The sequence below is a fragment of the Streptomyces sp. NPDC030245 genome, from assembly GCF_055572995.1.
On the sequence record NZ_JBVICF010000005.1, the window covers coordinates 161,651 to 177,599 of the forward strand.

15 protein-coding genes are annotated in these 15,949 nt (G+C 70.6%); all 15 read right to left on the reverse strand.

Annotated elements, in window-relative coordinates; translation table 11 throughout:
* Positions 1 to 29: 29 nt before the first annotated feature.
* Positions 30 to 2,570, reverse strand: a complete 2,541-nt coding sequence (locus ACZ4Z4_RS15455; protein WP_398310860.1) for a RelA/SpoT family protein — start codon at positions 2,568 to 2,570, stop codon at positions 30 to 32.
* Positions 2,571 to 2,797: 227 nt separating this feature from the next.
* Positions 2,798 to 3,346 (reverse strand): adenine phosphoribosyltransferase, encoded by a 549-nt coding sequence (locus ACZ4Z4_RS15460; protein ID WP_468327106.1) that lies wholly within the window; start codon positions 3,344 to 3,346, stop codon positions 2,798 to 2,800.
* Positions 3,343 to 4,467 (reverse strand): protein translocase subunit SecF, encoded by a 1,125-nt coding sequence (gene secF / locus ACZ4Z4_RS15465; protein WP_468327108.1) that lies wholly within the window; start codon positions 4,465 to 4,467, stop codon positions 3,343 to 3,345. Before secF ends, ACZ4Z4_RS15460 begins: the two co-directional genes overlap by 4 nt.
* Before the next feature lies 1 nt (position 4,468).
* Positions 4,469 to 6,226 carry a protein translocase subunit SecD gene (secD, locus tag ACZ4Z4_RS15470; protein WP_468327110.1) on the reverse strand — a complete coding sequence of 586 codons (1,758 nt, stop codon included), beginning with the start codon at positions 6,224 to 6,226 and terminating at the stop codon, positions 4,469 to 4,471.
* 164 nt (positions 6,227 to 6,390) lie between these two features.
* Positions 6,391 to 6,858 (reverse strand): preprotein translocase subunit YajC, encoded by a 468-nt coding sequence (gene yajC, locus ACZ4Z4_RS15475; RefSeq protein ID WP_468327112.1) that lies wholly within the window; start codon positions 6,856 to 6,858, stop codon positions 6,391 to 6,393.
* A 196-nt stretch (positions 6,859 to 7,054) separates the two neighbouring features.
* Entirely contained in the window at positions 7,055 to 8,152 is a 1,098-nt protein-coding gene (gene ruvB / locus ACZ4Z4_RS15480) for a Holliday junction branch migration DNA helicase RuvB (RefSeq protein ID WP_468327114.1), read from the reverse strand.
* A gap of 74 nt (positions 8,153 to 8,226) precedes the next feature.
* Positions 8,227 to 8,838: a Holliday junction branch migration protein RuvA gene (gene ruvA / locus ACZ4Z4_RS15485; RefSeq protein ID WP_362999323.1), complete on the reverse strand. Its 612-nt coding sequence runs from the start codon at positions 8,836 to 8,838 to the stop codon at positions 8,227 to 8,229.
* Positions 8,835 to 9,410, reverse strand: coding sequence for a crossover junction endodeoxyribonuclease RuvC (gene ruvC / locus ACZ4Z4_RS15490; RefSeq protein ID WP_468327116.1), 576 nt, complete (start codon positions 9,408 to 9,410; stop codon positions 8,835 to 8,837). Before ruvC ends, ruvA begins: the two co-directional genes overlap by 4 nt.
* A 127-nt stretch (positions 9,411 to 9,537) precedes the next feature.
* On the reverse strand, positions 9,538 to 10,290 hold the full coding sequence (locus tag ACZ4Z4_RS15495; protein WP_362999325.1) for a YebC/PmpR family DNA-binding transcriptional regulator: 753 nt from the start codon (positions 10,288 to 10,290) through the stop codon (positions 9,538 to 9,540).
* A gap of 88 nt (positions 10,291 to 10,378) precedes the next feature.
* The gene (gene pdxT, locus ACZ4Z4_RS15500) at positions 10,379 to 10,984 is read right to left on the reverse strand and encodes a pyridoxal 5'-phosphate synthase glutaminase subunit PdxT (RefSeq protein ID WP_398310887.1); all 606 of its coding nucleotides are present in this window, start codon (positions 10,982 to 10,984) and stop codon (positions 10,379 to 10,381) included.
* Positions 10,984 to 11,898, reverse strand: a complete 915-nt coding sequence (gene pdxS / locus ACZ4Z4_RS15505; RefSeq protein ID WP_468327118.1) for a pyridoxal 5'-phosphate synthase lyase subunit PdxS — start codon at positions 11,896 to 11,898, stop codon at positions 10,984 to 10,986. The genes pdxT and pdxS overlap by 1 nt, the downstream gene beginning before the upstream one ends.
* 147 nt (positions 11,899 to 12,045) lie before the next feature.
* Positions 12,046 to 12,591 carry a hypothetical protein gene (locus tag ACZ4Z4_RS15510; protein ID WP_468327120.1) on the reverse strand — a complete coding sequence of 182 codons (546 nt, stop codon included), beginning with the start codon at positions 12,589 to 12,591 and terminating at the stop codon, positions 12,046 to 12,048.
* A gap of 506 nt (positions 12,592 to 13,097) precedes the next feature.
* Positions 13,098 to 14,258 (reverse strand): glycosyltransferase family 4 protein, encoded by a 1,161-nt coding sequence (locus tag ACZ4Z4_RS15515; protein ID WP_468327122.1) that lies wholly within the window; start codon positions 14,256 to 14,258, stop codon positions 13,098 to 13,100.
* Positions 14,255 to 15,187, reverse strand: a complete 933-nt coding sequence (locus ACZ4Z4_RS15520; protein WP_468327124.1) for a phosphatidylinositol mannoside acyltransferase — start codon at positions 15,185 to 15,187, stop codon at positions 14,255 to 14,257. Before ACZ4Z4_RS15520 ends, ACZ4Z4_RS15515 begins: the two co-directional genes overlap by 4 nt.
* Positions 15,184 to 15,855 (reverse strand): phosphatidylinositol phosphate synthase, encoded by a 672-nt coding sequence (gene pgsA / locus ACZ4Z4_RS15525; RefSeq protein ID WP_468327126.1) that lies wholly within the window; start codon positions 15,853 to 15,855, stop codon positions 15,184 to 15,186. The genes ACZ4Z4_RS15520 and pgsA overlap by 4 nt, the downstream gene beginning before the upstream one ends.
* Positions 15,856 to 15,949 lie beyond the last annotated feature (94 nt).

Below are 15,949 nucleotides of genomic sequence, written 5' to 3' on the forward strand. Positions count from 1 at the left end.
TGCGGGAGCCCCTCTACGTAGTACCCCGTTTACGGCCTGCGCGCCGACGTGACCCGGTAGACGTCGTACACGCCCTCGACGCCCCTGACGGCCTTGAGCACGTGGCCGAGGTGCTTGGGGTCGCCCATCTCGAAGGTGAAGCGGGAGGTGGCGACGCGGTCGCGGGAGGTCTGCACGGCCGCCGACAGGATGTTCACGTGCTGGTCCGAGAGGATGCGCGTGACGTCCGACAGGAGGCGCGAGCGGTCCAGGGCCTCGACCTGGATGGCGACGAGGAAGACCGACGACTGGGTGGGTGCCCACTCGACTTCGAGGATCCGCTCGGGTTCACGCGAGAGCGAGTCCACGTTGACGCAGTCGCTGCGGTGGACCGACACCCCGCTGCCGCGCGTGACGAAGCCGATGATGGGGTCGCCGGGGACGGGCGTGCAGCAGCGGGCCAGCTTCACCCACACGTCCTCGACGCCCTTGACGACGACGCCCGGGTCGGCGTTGGAGCGGCGCTTGCTGCGGCCGCGCGAGGGCGGCGCGCTCTCCGCGATGTCCTCGTTGGCCGCCTCCTCGCCGCCGAGCGCCTGGACGAGCTTCTGCACGACGGACTGCGCCGTGACGTGGCCCTCACCGATCGCCGCGTACAGCGAGGAGATGTCGGGGTAGCGCATCTCGTGGGCGAGGGTGACCAGCGAGTCGCCGGTGAGGATCCGCTGGATCGGCAGGTTCTGCTTGCGCATGGCGCGCGCGATGGCGTCCTTGCCCTGCTCGATGGCCTCGTCGCGGCGCTCCTTGGAGAACCACGCGCGGATCTTGTTGCGCGCCCGCGGCGACTTGACGAAGCCGAGCCAGTCGCGGGACGGGCCCGCGCCCGCGGCCTTGGAGGTGAAGACCTCCACCAGGTCGCCGTTGTCCAGGGTCGATTCGAGCGGTACGAGACGGCCGTTGACCCGCGCCCCTATGGTGCGGTGGCCGACCTCGGTGTGCACCGCGTACGAGAAGTCGACGGGGGTGGCGCCCGCCGGAAGCGCTATGACGTCGCCCTTCGGCGTGAACACGAAGACTTCGTTGCGCGACAGGTCGAAGCGCAGGGACTCCAGGAACTCGCTGGGGTCCTCGGTCTCCTTCTGCCAGTCGAGGAGCTGGCGCAGCCACGCCATGTCGTTGAGGTGGTCGTCCTTGCCGCCGGCCTTCCTCGGCACGTCGGTGCGCACCTTGGAGGCACCGGCGACGGCCTCCTGCTTGTACTTCCAGTGCGCGGCGATGCCGTACTCGGCGCGGCGGTGCATGTCGAACGTACGGATCTGGAGCTCGACGGGCTTGCCGTTGGGGCCGATGACCGTCGTGTGCAGCGACTGGTACATGTTGAACTTCGGCATCGCGATGTAGTCCTTGAACCGGCCGGGGACCGGGTTCCATCGCGCGTGGACGGTGCCGAGGGCCGCGTAACAGTCGCGGACCGTGTCGACCAGGACACGAATACCCACCAGGTCGTAGATCTCCGCGAAGTCACGGCCGCGGACGATCATCTTCTGGTAGACGCTGTAGTAGTGCTTCGGGCGGCCGGTGACGGTGGCCTTGATGCGGGCGGACCTGAGATCGGCCTGGACCTCGTCGGTCACTATGGCGAGGTACTCGTCGCGCTTGGGGGCCCGCTCGGCGACCAGGCGCACGATCTCGTCGTACATCTTGGGGTAGAGGATCGCGAAGGCGAGGTCCTCCAGCTCCCACTTGATGGTGTTCATGCCCAGGCGGTGCGCCAGCGGAGCGTAGATCTCCAGGGTCTCGCGGGCCTTCTTCTCCTGCTTCTCGCGCTTGAGGTACCGCATGGTGCGCATGTTGTGCAGGCGGTCGGCGAGCTTGATGACCAGGACGCGCGGGTCCTTGGCCATGGCGACGACCATCTTGCGCACGGTCTCGGCCTGCGCGGCCTCGCCGAACTTGACCTTGTCCAGCTTGGTGACGCCGTCGACGAGCAGCGCGACCTGGTCGCCGAAGTCGCGCTTGAGGGTGTCCAGGCCGTACTCGGTGTCCTCGACGGTGTCGTGCAGGAGCCCGGCCATCAGGGTGGCGGGGTCCATGCCGAGCTCGGCGAGGATGGTCGTCACGGCGAGCGGGTGCGTGATGTACGGGTCGCCGCTCTTGCGCTTCTGGCCGCGGTGCCAGCGCTCGGCGACCTGGTAGGCCCGCTCGATCTGGCGGAGCGTGGACGTCTCGATCTTGGGGTCGTTGCTGCGCACTATGCGCAGCAGGGGCTCAAGGACCGGGTTGTACGGGTTCGAGCGCTGGACGCCGAGCCGGGCGAGCCGGGCCCGGACGCGGTTGGAGGAGCCCGTGCGCGCCGGCTGGCCGGTGGCGGGCCGGATCGCGGGGGCCGTCGGGTGGTGGTCCGCGGGCGGCTTCGGGCGGGGCTGCTCGGCCGGTTTGTCGCCCCGGGCGACCTCTGCCTGGGCGCGCTGCGCGGACGTGCCGCCCTGCCCGCCTTCTGCCTTCTTCGCGGGCGCGGCTGACCCCGCCGAGGCCTGCTGGGCCTGCTGCGCGGCCTTGGCGGCGGTGAGTGGCTGGGACTCGTCTGGCAAGAGCGCTCCCTGTGCGCGATCGGGGTCCCCCGGTCAGGCCCCGAAGAGTCCATGGTATCGATCCTGGACCGATGGCTCGCCCTGGGCCGGTGAGACAGCTCTGTACTGGAGAAACGCGCGAGGCGTGGGTCCGATTCCCGGGCTGTCCGGGCGGTGCCCGGCCGGGACGACGACGGGCGCCCCGGTGGGTACCGGAACGCCCGTCGTGCCGTCCTGCGGACCGCCTGTCAGACGGTGATCAGCGCCTCCAGCGGTGCCCCGCCCAAGGCCTGCGCCAGCTTGCGGCGGCCGTCGAGGAAGCCGAGCTCCATGAGGACCGCGACACCGGCCACCTCGGCGCCCGAGCGGCGGATCAGGTCGAGCGACGCCGCCGCGGTGCCACCGGTGGCGAGGACGTCGTCGATGACCATGACGCGGTCGCCCGCGTCCAGGTCCTCGGCGTGCACCTCGATCTCAGCGCTGCCGTACTCCAGGTCGTAGCTCTGCTTCAGCGTCGCTCCGGGGAGCTTGCCCGCCTTGCGTACGGGGACGAAGCCGAGCCCGGCGCGGACCGCGACCGGGGCGCCGAGGATGAAGCCGCGGGCCTCCAGGCCGACGATCTTCGTGGCGCCGTGCCGCACGCTGAGGTCGGCGAGCGTCTCCGTGAGCGCGGAGAACGCCACCGGGTCGGCGAGCAGCGGCGTGATGTCCTTGAACATCACGCCCGGCACCGGGTAGTCCGGAACGTCACGGATGCGGCTGAGCAGCAGCTCCGTGACGCCTGCGAGCTCGGTCATCGGCGCTTCCCGGAAGGACGGCCCTTGCCGCGGCCGCGCGACGCGGGCTGCGTGCGGGGACCGACGACGGCCGGGGTGGCCTCACCGAGCACGGCGTCCCGGGGCTCCTCGTCACCGGCAGGCTCCTGCGCCTCGGCGGACTCCCCCTTGGCCGCAGCTGCCGCGCGCTTGGCGAGCACCCGCTTCTTGAGGGCCTTCATCTGCGGCTCGCGCTCCTTGAAGTCGGCGACGAGCGGCGTGGCGATGAAGATCGAGGAGTACGCGCCGGCCGCGAGGCCGACGAACAGAGACAGCGAGATGTCGTTGAGCATGCCGGCGCCCAGGACACCGCCACCGATGAAGAGCAGACCCGCCACCGGGAGCAGCGCGACGACCGTGGTGTTGATCGAGCGCACCAGCGTGCCGTTGATGCTGCGGTTGGCGAGCTCGCTGTAGGTGTACCTCGTCTGCTTGGTGATGTCCTTCGACTGCTCCTTCAAGCTGTCGAAGACCACCACTGTGTCGTAGAGCGAGTAACCGAGGATGGTCAGCAGACCGATCACCGTGCCCGGTGTGACCTCGAAGCCGACCAGTGCGTACACACCCACGGTGATGGTGATGTCGTGGATCAGCGCGATCAGCGCCGCGAGGGCCATGCGCCACTCGAAGGCGATGGCCAGGTAGACCACCACGAGCACCATGAAGATCGCCAGGCCCTGCCAGGCCTTGTTGGCGATCTGCTCACCCCAACTCGGGCCCACCAGGTCGGCGTTGATGTCGCCGGCCTTGACGTCCAGATCCTCGGCGAGCGCCTGCTTGATCTGGTCGGACTTCTTGATGTCCACGCCCGCGATCTGGATGCGCATCGCGTCGTCGCCCAGCTTCTGGACGATCGCGTCGTGGCCGGACGCCTTCTCCGCGGCCTCCTCGGCCTGGGAGACCGAGACGCTCGTCTTCGGGGTGTTGAAGACGGCGCCGCCCTCGAACTCGATGCCCATGTTCAGGCCGCGCACCGCCAGGCCGACGATGGCCGTGATGGTGATCAGTATCGAGATGCCGTACCAGATCTTGCGCTTGCCGACGAAGTCGTAGCCGACCTCACCGCGGTAGAGCCTGGCGCCGAGATTGCCGAGCTTCGACATCTCACGCCTCCTTCGGGTCGACAGGGCCGGCGGGGGGAGCGGTGACGCGGCGGGACCGGCGCAGCGGGGGCTTGGCGCCGAGCCGCTCCGGGTCGAGGCCGGACCACTTGTGGCCATCGGCGAAGAACTTCTTGCGGGCCATGAGTGTCATCAGCGGCTTCGTGAAGAAGAAGACGACGACGACGTCGAGCAGCGTGGTCAGGCCGAGCGTGAACGCGAAGCCCTGCACCTTGCCGACCGTGACGACGAAGAGGACGGCGGCGGCGAGGAACGACACGAAGTCGGAGACCAGGATGGTGCGCCGGGCGCGCGGCCAGCCCCGCTCGACGGCGGGACGCAGCGTGCGGCCCTCGCGGATCTCGTCCCGTACACGCTCGAAGAACACGATGAACGAGTCCGCCGTGATGCCGATCGCGACGATCGCACCGCAGACGGCCGGCAGGTTCAGCGCGAACTTGATGGTCGGGCCGAGCAGCGTCATGATCGTGTACGTCAGCGCCGCGGAGACCACGAGGCTCGCGATGGCGATGAGCGAGAGGCCGCGGTAGTAGGCCACCAGGTAGATGACGACCAGCGCGAGGCCGATGGCGCCCGCGATGAGGCCCGCCTCCAGCTGCTCGCCACCGAGGGCCGGGCTGACCGTGGTGACGCTCTGCTCGTGGAAGGTGAGCGGCAGCGCGCCGTACGAGAGGACGTTCGCCAGGTCCTTCGCGGACTGCTGGGTGAAGCTGCCGGAGATCTCGGCGTTGGCGCTCAGGGTCGTGTTGACGCTGGGGGCGGAGACGACGTCACCGTCGAGGACGATCGCGAACTGGTTCTGCGGGGGCTGCTGCTGCGAGAGCTTGCTGGTGACCGCGGAGAACTTCTTCGAGCCGCCCTTGGTGAAGTCCATGTTGACGACCCAGGAACCGGTCTCCGGCCTGATGACCGCCTGAGCCTTCTTGACGTCCTTGCCGTTCACCTCGGCCGGGCCGAGGATGAACTTGTCCCAGGACTTGCCGTCGGGGCTCTTGCCGCACGCGATGGTCGGCTCGGAGGGCTTGATGCCCCGGCCGGCCTCGACGCGGGCCTTCTTGTCGGTGCAGTCCAGCTTGGTGAACTGCTCCTGGAGCTTGGCGGTGGCCGGGTCGGGAGTCGGCGTCTTGTCCTGCTTCTTGCCGTCGTCACCGTCCTTGGCCTTGTCCGACGGCGTCGGGTCCGCCTTCAGGGCCTCGCTGACGGCGCGGCCCTGGGTCGACGGGGTGCCGGCGGGAGAGGTCGCCTTGTCGGTGGCCTTGTCCGTCGCCTTGTCCTTGTCCTTCTCCTTGTCCGTCCCGGAGGAGGAGCTGGGGGACGGCTCGGGCGTCGGGGCGCCGCTGGTCTGCGTGATCACCGGACGGAAGTAGAGCTGAGCGGTCGTGCCGACCTGCTGACGCGCCTGCTTCTCGTTCGAACCCTTGGGGATGTTGACAATGATGTTCTTGTCGCCCTGGGTCTGAACCTCGGCCTCGGAGACACCCAGGCCGTTGACACGGTTGTTGATGATGTCAACCGCGGTGTTCATGTTGGTCTGGTTGATCGCGTTCTTCTGACCGGGCTCGTTCTTCGCCTCGAGCGTGATGCTCGTGCCGCCGGCGAGGTCGATGCCCAGGCGGGGCGTGGTGTGCCCCGAAAGGAACATTCCCCCGGTCAGCGCCACGAGGGCGATCAGGATGAAGACCAGTGCGCGTCCCGGCTTGCCCGGAGCGCTCTGCCTTCGGCCCTTCTTGGGTGCTGCCACCTTCTCGTTCTCCCTGTCCAACCGCCCGGCGTCCGGTCTGCCCCCTTGCGGTGCGGGGAGGCCCGGGCGGGCGGCCATGAAGTGGTGTCGGGATTCGGCGCGAAATGCACGTGATCCGGGGCCCGTGGCGCGCGAGCGGCGCGCCCCGCGGGCCCCGGCCGTGGCTACTTCGCGTCGGACTCGCCGTCGGTCTTCTTCGGCTGCGCGTCGTCGGCCCCGGCGGCCGTGTCCTTCTTGCCGAGGTCGATGGGCGAGTCGGCGGAGGCGTCGGCGGGCTCGTCGGTCTCGGTCAGGGAGGAGGCGTCGTCCGGAACGACGGGGGCGTCGTCGTCCTCGTTCAGGTCGTCCTCGGTGCCGTGCACGATGCGGTTGTACTCGTCGTCGGCGAGAACGGCGCCGATCGAGTTCTTCGCGTAAACCGCGTGGACACCGGGAGCCACCTCAAGGAGGACGGCTTCGTCGTGAACCTCCTTGACGGTGGCGTACATGCCACCGATCGTGCGGATGCCGGTGCCGGGCTGCATCTCGTTACGCATCTGCGCGGCGGCCTGCTGCTTCTTCTTCGCAGACCGGGTCATCAGGAACATGGCCCCGATGAGCACGATGAACGGGAGGAGGGTCACGATATTCACGGGACGGAGTTTCCTTCGCGGACCGCGCGGTTGAGCGGCCATGGGGATGGGGGTGGGCACACCGCCCACAAGGGCGGCATCGGCGGAGTCTAAGCGAGTCCGCACCTAACGAACAACGCTCAGCATGGCACCGCAGTTCCTGACGGGTCGACTATCCGCGCCGTTGTCCTCCGGCCGCGGTGCCGTCTCACCGGCATCACGCCCCGAACAGGTCCTGTTGTCCCTTTCCGCCCGTCTGGCGCGGGGGCACCAGGCCGAGGTGCGCCCAGGCCGCGGGCGTCGCGACGCGGCCGCGCGGGGTGCGGGCGAGCAGTCCCTCGCGTACGAGGAAGGGCTCGGCCACCTCCTCGACCGTCTCCCGCTCCTCCCCCACCGCGACCGCGAGCGTCGACAGGCCGACGGGGCCGCCGCCGAACAGCTTGAGCAGCGCTTCCAGGACCGCCCGGTCGAGGCGGTCGAGGCCCCGTCCGTCCACCTCGTAGACCGCGAGGGCCGCGCCGGCGATCTCGCGGTCGATCCGGCCGTCGGCCTTGACCTGGGCGTAGTCCCGGACGCGGCGCAGCAGGCGGTTGGCGATACGGGGCGTGCCGCGTGAGCGGCCCGCGATCTCGGCGGCGCCGGCCGGGTCGATCTCCACGTCGAGGAGCTGGGCGGAGCGGTGGACGACGCGCTCGAGCTCCGCGGGTTCGTAGAACTCCATGTGCGCGGTGAAGCCGAAGCGGTCGCGCAGCGGCGGCGGCAGCAGGCCCGCGCGCGTGGTGGCGCCGACGAGGGTGAAGGGCGGCAGTTCGAGGGGGATGGCGGTGGCGCCGGGGCCCTTGCCGACGATGACGTCGACGCGGAAGTCCTCCATGGCCATGTAGAGCATCTCCTCGGCGGGCCGCGACATCCGGTGGATCTCGTCGAGGAAGAGGACCTCGCCCTCCTGGAGGGAGGAGAGGATCGCGGCGAGGTCGCCCGCGTGCTGGATGGCGGGGCCGCTGGTGATGCGGATGGGGGCGCCCATCTCGGCGGCGATGATCATCGAGAGGGTGGTCTTGCCGAGGCCGGGGGCGCCGGAGAGCAGCACGTGGTCGGCGGTGGCGCCACGCGCGCGTGCCGCCCGCAGGACCAGGTCGAGCTGCTCTCGGACCTTCTCCTGCCCGATGAACTCGCCCAGGTCCTTGGGGCGCAGTGCGGCCTCGACCGCCTGGTCCTCGCCGTCGGCGCCGGAGTCCACCAGCCGCTCCGCGGCGGACCCGACGAGCCGCTCGGCCGCTCCGGCAGCTTCGTCGGTCGTGTCGTCCCAGTTCATGCGGTGTGCCTCGCGATGCGGTTCTAGGGGTGGCCGTCGGGTGCGTACGGATGTGGCTCTGCGTACGGACAGGGCTAGCGGGTGCGGTTCAGGGTCTGGAGTGCGGCCTTGAGGAGCTGTCCGACCTGGGGCGTGCCCTCGGTGGCCTCGGCCTGCGGGGTGACGGCGGCGACGGCTTCGTCGGCCTCGCGCGTGGCGTATCCGAGGCCGATGAGGGCTGCGTGGAGCTGGTCGCGCCAGCCCGCGGTGACGGCCTTGCCGATCGCCGGGCCGCCGGTGCCGAGGGGCTCGCCGAGGCGGTCCTTGTACTCCAGGAGGAGCTTCTGGGCGCCCTTCTTGCCGATGCCGGGGACGGCGGTGAGCGCCTTCTCGTCGCCGGTGGAGACGGCGCGGCGCAGGGCGTCGGGGCTGTGCACGGCGAGCATGGCCTGGGCGAGGCGCGGGCCGACGCCGCTCGCGGTCTGGAGCAGCTCGAAGGTCTGGCGCTCGTCGTCGTCCGCGAAGCCGTACAGGGTGAGGGAGTCCTCGCGGACGACCAGGGAGGTGGCGAGCTTGGTCTGCTGGCCCACCCGGAGCGTGGAGAGGGTGTTGGGCGTGCACTGGACGGCCATGCCGATGCCGCCGACCTCGACCACCGCGGTATCGGGGGCGAGGGCGGCGACGGGGCCGCTGACGAAGGCGATCATGCGGTACGGCCTTTCTGGGGTGCGGGGGTCCTGGCGGCGTGCTGGGCGGCGGCCTGCTGGAGCCGGTTCTGGGCGACGGCCTGTTGCAGGCGGTTCTGCGCGGGGGCGCGCCAGATGTGGCAGATGGCGAGGGCGAGGGCGTCGGCGGCGTCCGCTGGCTTGGGCGGTGCGTCGAGCCGCAGGAGGCGGGTGACCATCGCCCCGACCTGCGCCTTGTCGGCGCGGCCGCTGCCGGTGACGGCGGCCTTGACCTCGCTGGGGGTGTGCAGGGCGACGGGGATGCCGCGGCGGGAGGCGCAGAGCATGGCGACGGCGCTGGCCTGGGCGGTGCCCATGACCGTGCGCACATTGTGCTGGCTGAAGACGCGCTCCACGGCGAGGACTTCGGGGCTGTGCTCGTCGAGCCACTGCTCGATGCCCTGCTCGATGGCGACGAGGCGGTGGCCGAGCTCCGCGTCGGCCGGGGTCCTCACGACCCCGACACCGCGCATGGTCAACGGCCGTCCGGCGACGCCCTCGACGACACCGACACCGCACCGGGTGAGTCCCGGGTCGACCCCCAACACGCGCACGTAGCCCCTCCCATTGCCTGTCCGTGCAGGTTATCGGGTCCCTCTGACAACGCGATGGGCCGACGGGGCGTGTCCCGTCGGCCCAGGCGCGCCCCATGGGGGCGCGGGGAACTGCGCGAGGTGCCGCTTACGCGTCGACCTTCGCCATGACCTCGTCCGAGACGTCGAAGTTGGCGAAGACGTTCTGCACGTCGTCGCTGTCCTCCAGGGCGTCGATCAGCTTGAAGATCTTCCGGGCGCCGTCCTCGTCCAGCTCGACCTGCATGGTCGGGACGAAGTTGGCGTCGGCCGAGTCGTAGTCGATGCCGGCCTCCTGGAGCGCGGTGCGGACCGCGACCAGGTCGGTGGCCTCGCTGAGCACCTCGAAGGTCTCGCCGAGGTCGTTGACCTCCTCGGCGCCCGCGTCGAGGACGGCGCCGAGAACGTCGTCCTCGCTCAGCTCGCCCTTGGGGACGATGACGACGCCCTTGCGGTTGAAGAGGTACGACACGGAGCCCGGGTCGGCCATCGAGCCGCCGTTGCGCGTCATGGCCACGCGTACGTCGGAGGCGGCGCGGTTGCGGTTGTCGGTGAGGCACTCGATGAGCACCGCGACACCGTTCGGGCCGTAGCCCTCGTACATGATCGTCTCGTAGTCGGCGCCACCGGCTTCGAGACCGGCGCCGCGCTTGACGGCGGAGTCGATGTTCTTGTTCGGCACCGAGCTCTTCTTGGCCTTCTGGATGGCGTCGAAGAGGGTCGGGTTACCGGACACGTCGGCGCCGCCGGTGCGGGCCGCGACCTCGATGTTCTTGATCATCTTCGCGAAGAGCTTGCCGCGCTTGGCGTCGATCACGGCCTTCTTGTGCTTCGTCGTAGCCCATTTAGAGTGGCCGGACATCTGCCTGTCTCCTTCGCGTTACCCAACAACCAGTACGAACTCTCCCAGACCTTCAGACCTTAAGGCCACGGTGGGATCCCCGGAGATCCTACAAGGATCCCGCGCGCGGGTTACCCCGCGCCATCTCCACGAACAGCGCGTGAATGCGGTGGTCGCCCGTCAGCTCGGGGTGGAACGACGTGGCGAGCGCGTTGCCCTGGCGCACGGCGACGATGTGGCCCCCGTGCTCGGCGAGCACCTCGACCTCGGCGCCGACCGACTCCACCCAGGGTGCGCGGATGAAGACGCCCTCGACCGGGGCGCCCTCGACACCCTTGACGTCGACGGCCGCCTCGAACGACTCGTTCTGCCGACCGAACGCGTTGCGCCGCACGATCATGTCGATGCCGCCCACCGTCTCCTGGCCCGAGCGCGGGTCGAGGATCTTGTCGGCGAGCATGATCATGCCCGCGCAGCTGCCGTAGACCGGCAGGCCGTCCCGCACGCGCGCGCGGAGGGGCTCCATCAGGCCGAAGAGGGTGGCCAGCTTGGAGATGGTGGTGGACTCACCGCCGGGGATGACCAGGCCGTCGACCTCGGCGAGCTCTTCGGGGCGCCGGACCGGCCTGGCCACGGCGTCCGCCGAGGCCAGGGCGATCAGGTGCTCCCGTACGTCCCCCTGAAGGGCGAGGACGCCCACTACGGGAGTGGTCATTACCAGCCTCGGTTCGCGTAGCGCTCGGTCTCCGGCAGGGTGTCGCAGTTGATGCCGACCATGGCCTCGCCGAGGTTGCGGGAGGCGTCAGCGATGATCTTCGGGTCGTCGAAGAAGGTGGTGGCCTTCACGATGGCGGCGGCGCGCTTGGCCGGGTCGCCGGACTTGAAGATGCCGGAGCCGACGAAGACGCCCTCGGCGCCGAGCTGGCGCATCAGGGCGGCGTCGGCCGGGGTGGCGACGCCACCGGCGGAGAACAGCACGACCGGGAGCTTGCCGAGCTCGGCGGTCTCCTTGACCAGCTCGTAGGGGGCGCGCAGCTCCTTGGCGGCGGCGTACAGCTCGTTGTTGTCGAAGCCGCGCAGCTTGGCGATCTCGTTCTTGATCTGGCGCAGGTGGCGGACGGCCTCCACGACGTTGCCCGTGCCGGCCTCGCCCTTGGAGCGGATCATGGCCGCGCCCTCGGCGATGCGGCGCAGGGCCTCGCCCAGGTTGGTGGCGCCACAGACGAACGGCGTGGTGAAGGCGAACTTGTCGCTGTGATTGACCTCGTCGGCCGGGGTGAGGACCTCGGACTCGTCGATGTAGTCGACACCGAGGGACTGGAGGACCTGGGCCTCGACGAAGTGGCCGATGCGGGACTTGGCCATGACCGGGATCGAGACGGCCTCGATGATCTCTTCGATCATGTTCGGGTCGGACATCCGCGCCACGCCGCCGTCCTTGCGGATGTCGGCGGGCACCCGCTCCAGCGCCATGACGGCGACGGCGCCGGCGTCCTCGGCTATCTTCGCCTGCTCGGCGTTGACGACGTCCATGATCACGCCGCCCTTGAGCTGCTCGGCCATGCCGCGCTTCACGCGGGCGGTGCCGGTCGCGGGCGTCACGTTGGTGCTGTCAGGGGTGCTGGACACGGAGTTGACCTCACTCGCTGAAGAGGATTTCTACAGCTCCGAGGAAACGCCCGGCGACCAGGCCACAGCAAGGGCCAATGGATGACCGGTGGCTCATTTTCCCCGCGCGCCCCTGGTCAGGGCCGCATGGGTCGCCCTCTCGTGCCTCTACGTAGTCGCACGGTCCGCCAGCGCCGTCGGCGGTTCGTCGTCCATCTCGAAGGCCATCGGGAAGGGCGCGTGCCCCGCAAGACGGAACCAGCGGACCTTGCGGTGCCTGCGCAGGGCGCGGGCGGCGCGCACGGAGTCGTTGTGGAAGCGCCGGGCCATCGGCACCCGGCGCACGGAAGCGGCCAGCTCGGTGGCCGCCTCGTCCCCGCCCGGCGCCTCGCGCACCGCCTCGACCTGCTGCGCCTCGCCGAAGATCGCCCGCAGCGCCTGACTGAGCTCGCTCTCGGCGACCTCGCGCTGCTCCTCCTCCGCCTGCCGGGCCGCGTGCGCCGCTTCGTAGAGCACGATCGAGGCGGCCGGGTCGAGCACTCCGGAGGTGGCCAACTCCTGGGCGACCGAGGCGCGGCGCAGCAGTTGCGCGTCGAGGGCGGCGCGCGCCGCGTCGATGCGCGCGTGCAGCCGGTCGAGCCGTCCGGCGGTCCAGCTCAGGTAGAGGCCGATCGCGAACAGGGCGACGGCGATCCAGATCAGTGTGGAGGTCACGGACGTTCAGGCTAGTCGCCTCATGGCCGTCGATCCGCCACCGGGCACCTGCGGGGCACGGGGCGCGGCGGAGTGCCGGGCGGGAGCACGGTGGAGTGCCGGGCGGGAGCACGGCAGAGTGCCGGGCGGGAGCACGGCGGAATGCCGAGCAGGAACGCGGCGGACCGCCGGGCGGAGCACGGCGGAATGCCGGGCAGGAACGCCGCGGAGTACCGAGCGGGAACGCGACGGACCGCCGGGCGGAACGCGACGGACCGCCGGGCGGAGCACGGCGGAATGCCGGGCAGGAACGCCGCAGAGTACCGAGCGGGAGCGCGGCGGACCGCCGGGCGGAACGCGGCGGAGTACCGGGCAGGAGCACGGCGGAATGCCGAGCGGGAGCGCGCCGGGGTACCGGGCAGGAGCACGGCGGAATGCCGAGCAGGAACGCCGCGGACCGCCGGGCGGAGCACGGCGGAATGCCGAGCGGGAGTGCGCCGGGGTACCGGGCGGGGCGCCGCGGCGCGTCAGGTTCGGGTGAGTCCGAAACGCGCCCGCAGCCCCACCCGCTCGTCCTCCGCGACCGACGCCGCGCCGTCCGTGACCGTCTCGTACACCGCGAGGATGTCGGAGCCGACCGTCGACCAGTCGAAGCGCCGCACGTGCGCGCTGCCGCGCTCGCGCAGGCCCGCGCGGCGCTCGGGGTCGGCGAGGAGACGCACCGCCGACTTGGCCAGGGACTCCGCGTCCTCGTTGCCGAACAGGTCGCCCGCCGCGCCCTGGCCGAGGACCTGCGCGAAGGCGTCCAGGTCGCTGGCGAGCACGGGCGCGCCCGCGGACATCGCCTCGACCAGGATGATCCCGAAGCTCTCGCCGCCGGTGTTGGGCGCCACGTACAGGTCGACGCTGCGCAGCAGCCGCGCCTTGTCCTCGTCGCTGACCATGCCGAGGAACTCCACCCGGGAGCGCAGCTCGGCCGGGAGCGAGGCCACCGCCTCCTCCTCGTCGCCGCGGCCCGCGACCAGCAGGCGGGCGTTCGGCCGCTCGGCGAAGATCTGCGGCAGCGCCTTCATCAGCACCGGGAGGCCCTTGCGGGGCTCGTCGATGCGGCCGATGAAGCCGATCGTCTCCCCCTGCCACTCGGGTCTCGGCTCGGCCTCGGCGAAGAAGTCGACGTCCACGCCGTTCGGGATGACGACGGCGTCGCCGCCGAGGTGTTCGACGAGCGTGCGGCGCGCGTACTCGCTCACGGCGATGCGGGCGCTGATCTTCTCCAGGGCGGGTTGCAGGATCGGGTACGCGGCGATCATGGCCCGGGAGCGCGGGTTGGACGTGTGGAACGTCGCGACGATCGGGCCCTGCGCCGCCCAGCAGGCGAGCAGCCCCAGCGAGGGCGACGCGGGCTCGTGGATGTGGATGACGTCGAAGGTGCCGTCGTGCAGCCAGCGGCGCACCCGCGCGGCCGACAGGAAGCCGAAGTTGAGCCGTGCGACGGAGCCGTTGTACGGGACGGGGACGGCGCGTCCCGCCGACACGACGTACGACGGGAGAGGTGTCTCGTCGTCGGCCGGGGCCAGTACGGAGACCTCGTGCCCGAGGCGGATGAGGTGCTCCGCCAGATCGCGGATGTGGAACTGGACGCCGCCCGGCACGTCCCACGAGTAGGGGCAGACGATGCCGATCTTCACGAGGGCTCCCCCGCCCGGCGGGTCGCGGCGCCCTCGTCGGGGCGGGGCTCCAGGTCGGCGAGCCACAGTCGCTGCAGCATGTGCCAGTCCTCCGGATGGTCGGCGATACCAGTGGCGAAGGCGTCGGCCAGCGCCTGTGTCATGGCAGACGTCTTCTCGACCCGGTTACCTGTCTCGGGGACCTCGACGGGCGGATGGACGCGGCCCTTCATGACGGGCGAATCGTCATACCAGAGGGTGACGGGCAGCAACAGTGCGCCGGTCTGCTGGGCCAGGAGCGCGGGCCCCGCGGGCATCCGGGCGGTGTCTCCGAAGAACTTGACCTCGACTCCGGAGGAGGACAGATCGCGGTCGGCGACGAGGCAGACGAGACCGCCCGCGCGCAGCCGCCGCGCCAGCGTGCCGAAGGCGGCGCCGCCGGTGTGCGGCAGGACCTCCATGCCGAGGCTCTCGCGGTAGGCGACGAAGCGGTCGTACAGCGTCTCGGGCTTCAGGCGCTCGGCGACCGTCGTGAAGGGGGTCTCCAGCTTGGTGGTGACCCAGGCGCCCGCGAGGTCCCAGTTGCCCAAGTGCGGCAGGGCGAGGATGACGCCCTTGCCCGCGGCGAGGCCGTCGGTGAGGTGGTGGACGTCCTTGGCGTCGAATCCGTCCGCGATGCGCTGCCTGCTCCAGGAGGGCAGCCGGAAGGACTCCATCCAGTAGCGCAGGTAGGAGCGCATGCCCGCCTTGGAGAGCTCGGCGAGGCGCTGCGGGCTCGCGTCGGGCACCACGCGCGCGAGGTTGGACTCCAGCCGCAGCACGCCCTTGCCCCGCCGCTTCCAGACCGTGTCGGCGATGGTCCTGCCGAGCCGCTGGGCGGCCGGCTCGGGGAGCTTCTTGACGGTGCTCCAGCCGAGCCCGTACAGCGCGTCGGTGAGTCGGTCCTTCACTGCGCGGCCTCACTCTCCTGCGGGTCGGCGGCCGCGGCGGCGTCCGCCTCCGCGGACTCCCTGCGCACGGTCACGACGCGCTGGACGAGGGTGACCATGCTGCCGACCGCGACGATCCACAGGGCGATGGGAAGCAGGATCTGGATGCCGGGGACACCGAACTTGTGCAGCCCCGCGAGGCCCGCGGCGACCAGCGAGATCACCAGGCGCTCGGCGCGCTCCACCAGGCCGTTGACGGCGACGGGCAGGCCGATGGCCTCGCCGCGCGCCTTCGTGTACGAGACCACCTGGCCGCTCGCCAGACAGAAGATGGAGACGGCGCAGAGGATGTTGTCGTCGCCCGATCCGGCGTACCAGAGGGCGAGGCCTCCGAAGATCGCGCTGTCCGCCACCCGGTCGAGCGTCGAGTCCAGGAAGGCGCCCCAGCGGCTGGAGCGGCCGAGCTGGCGGGCCATGTTCCCGTCGACGAGGTCCGAGAAGACGAACAGGGTGATGACGATCGTTCCCCAGAAGAACTCTCCCCGGGGGAAGAAGACCAGCGCTCCCGCCACCACACCGGCGGTGCCGATGAAGGTGACCGCGTCGGGGCTGACCCCGCGGCGGATGAGAAACGCGGCGAACGGTGTGAGGACACGCGTGAAGAATGCACGCGCGTACTTGTTCAGCATGGCCTTCCCGAGGGTTCGGTGCGCCGCGCGGCCCCGTTGACCACCGGCTGGCCCATCGTAGTCACGCCCCTGGCGGACCGGCTCGCCCCCTCAC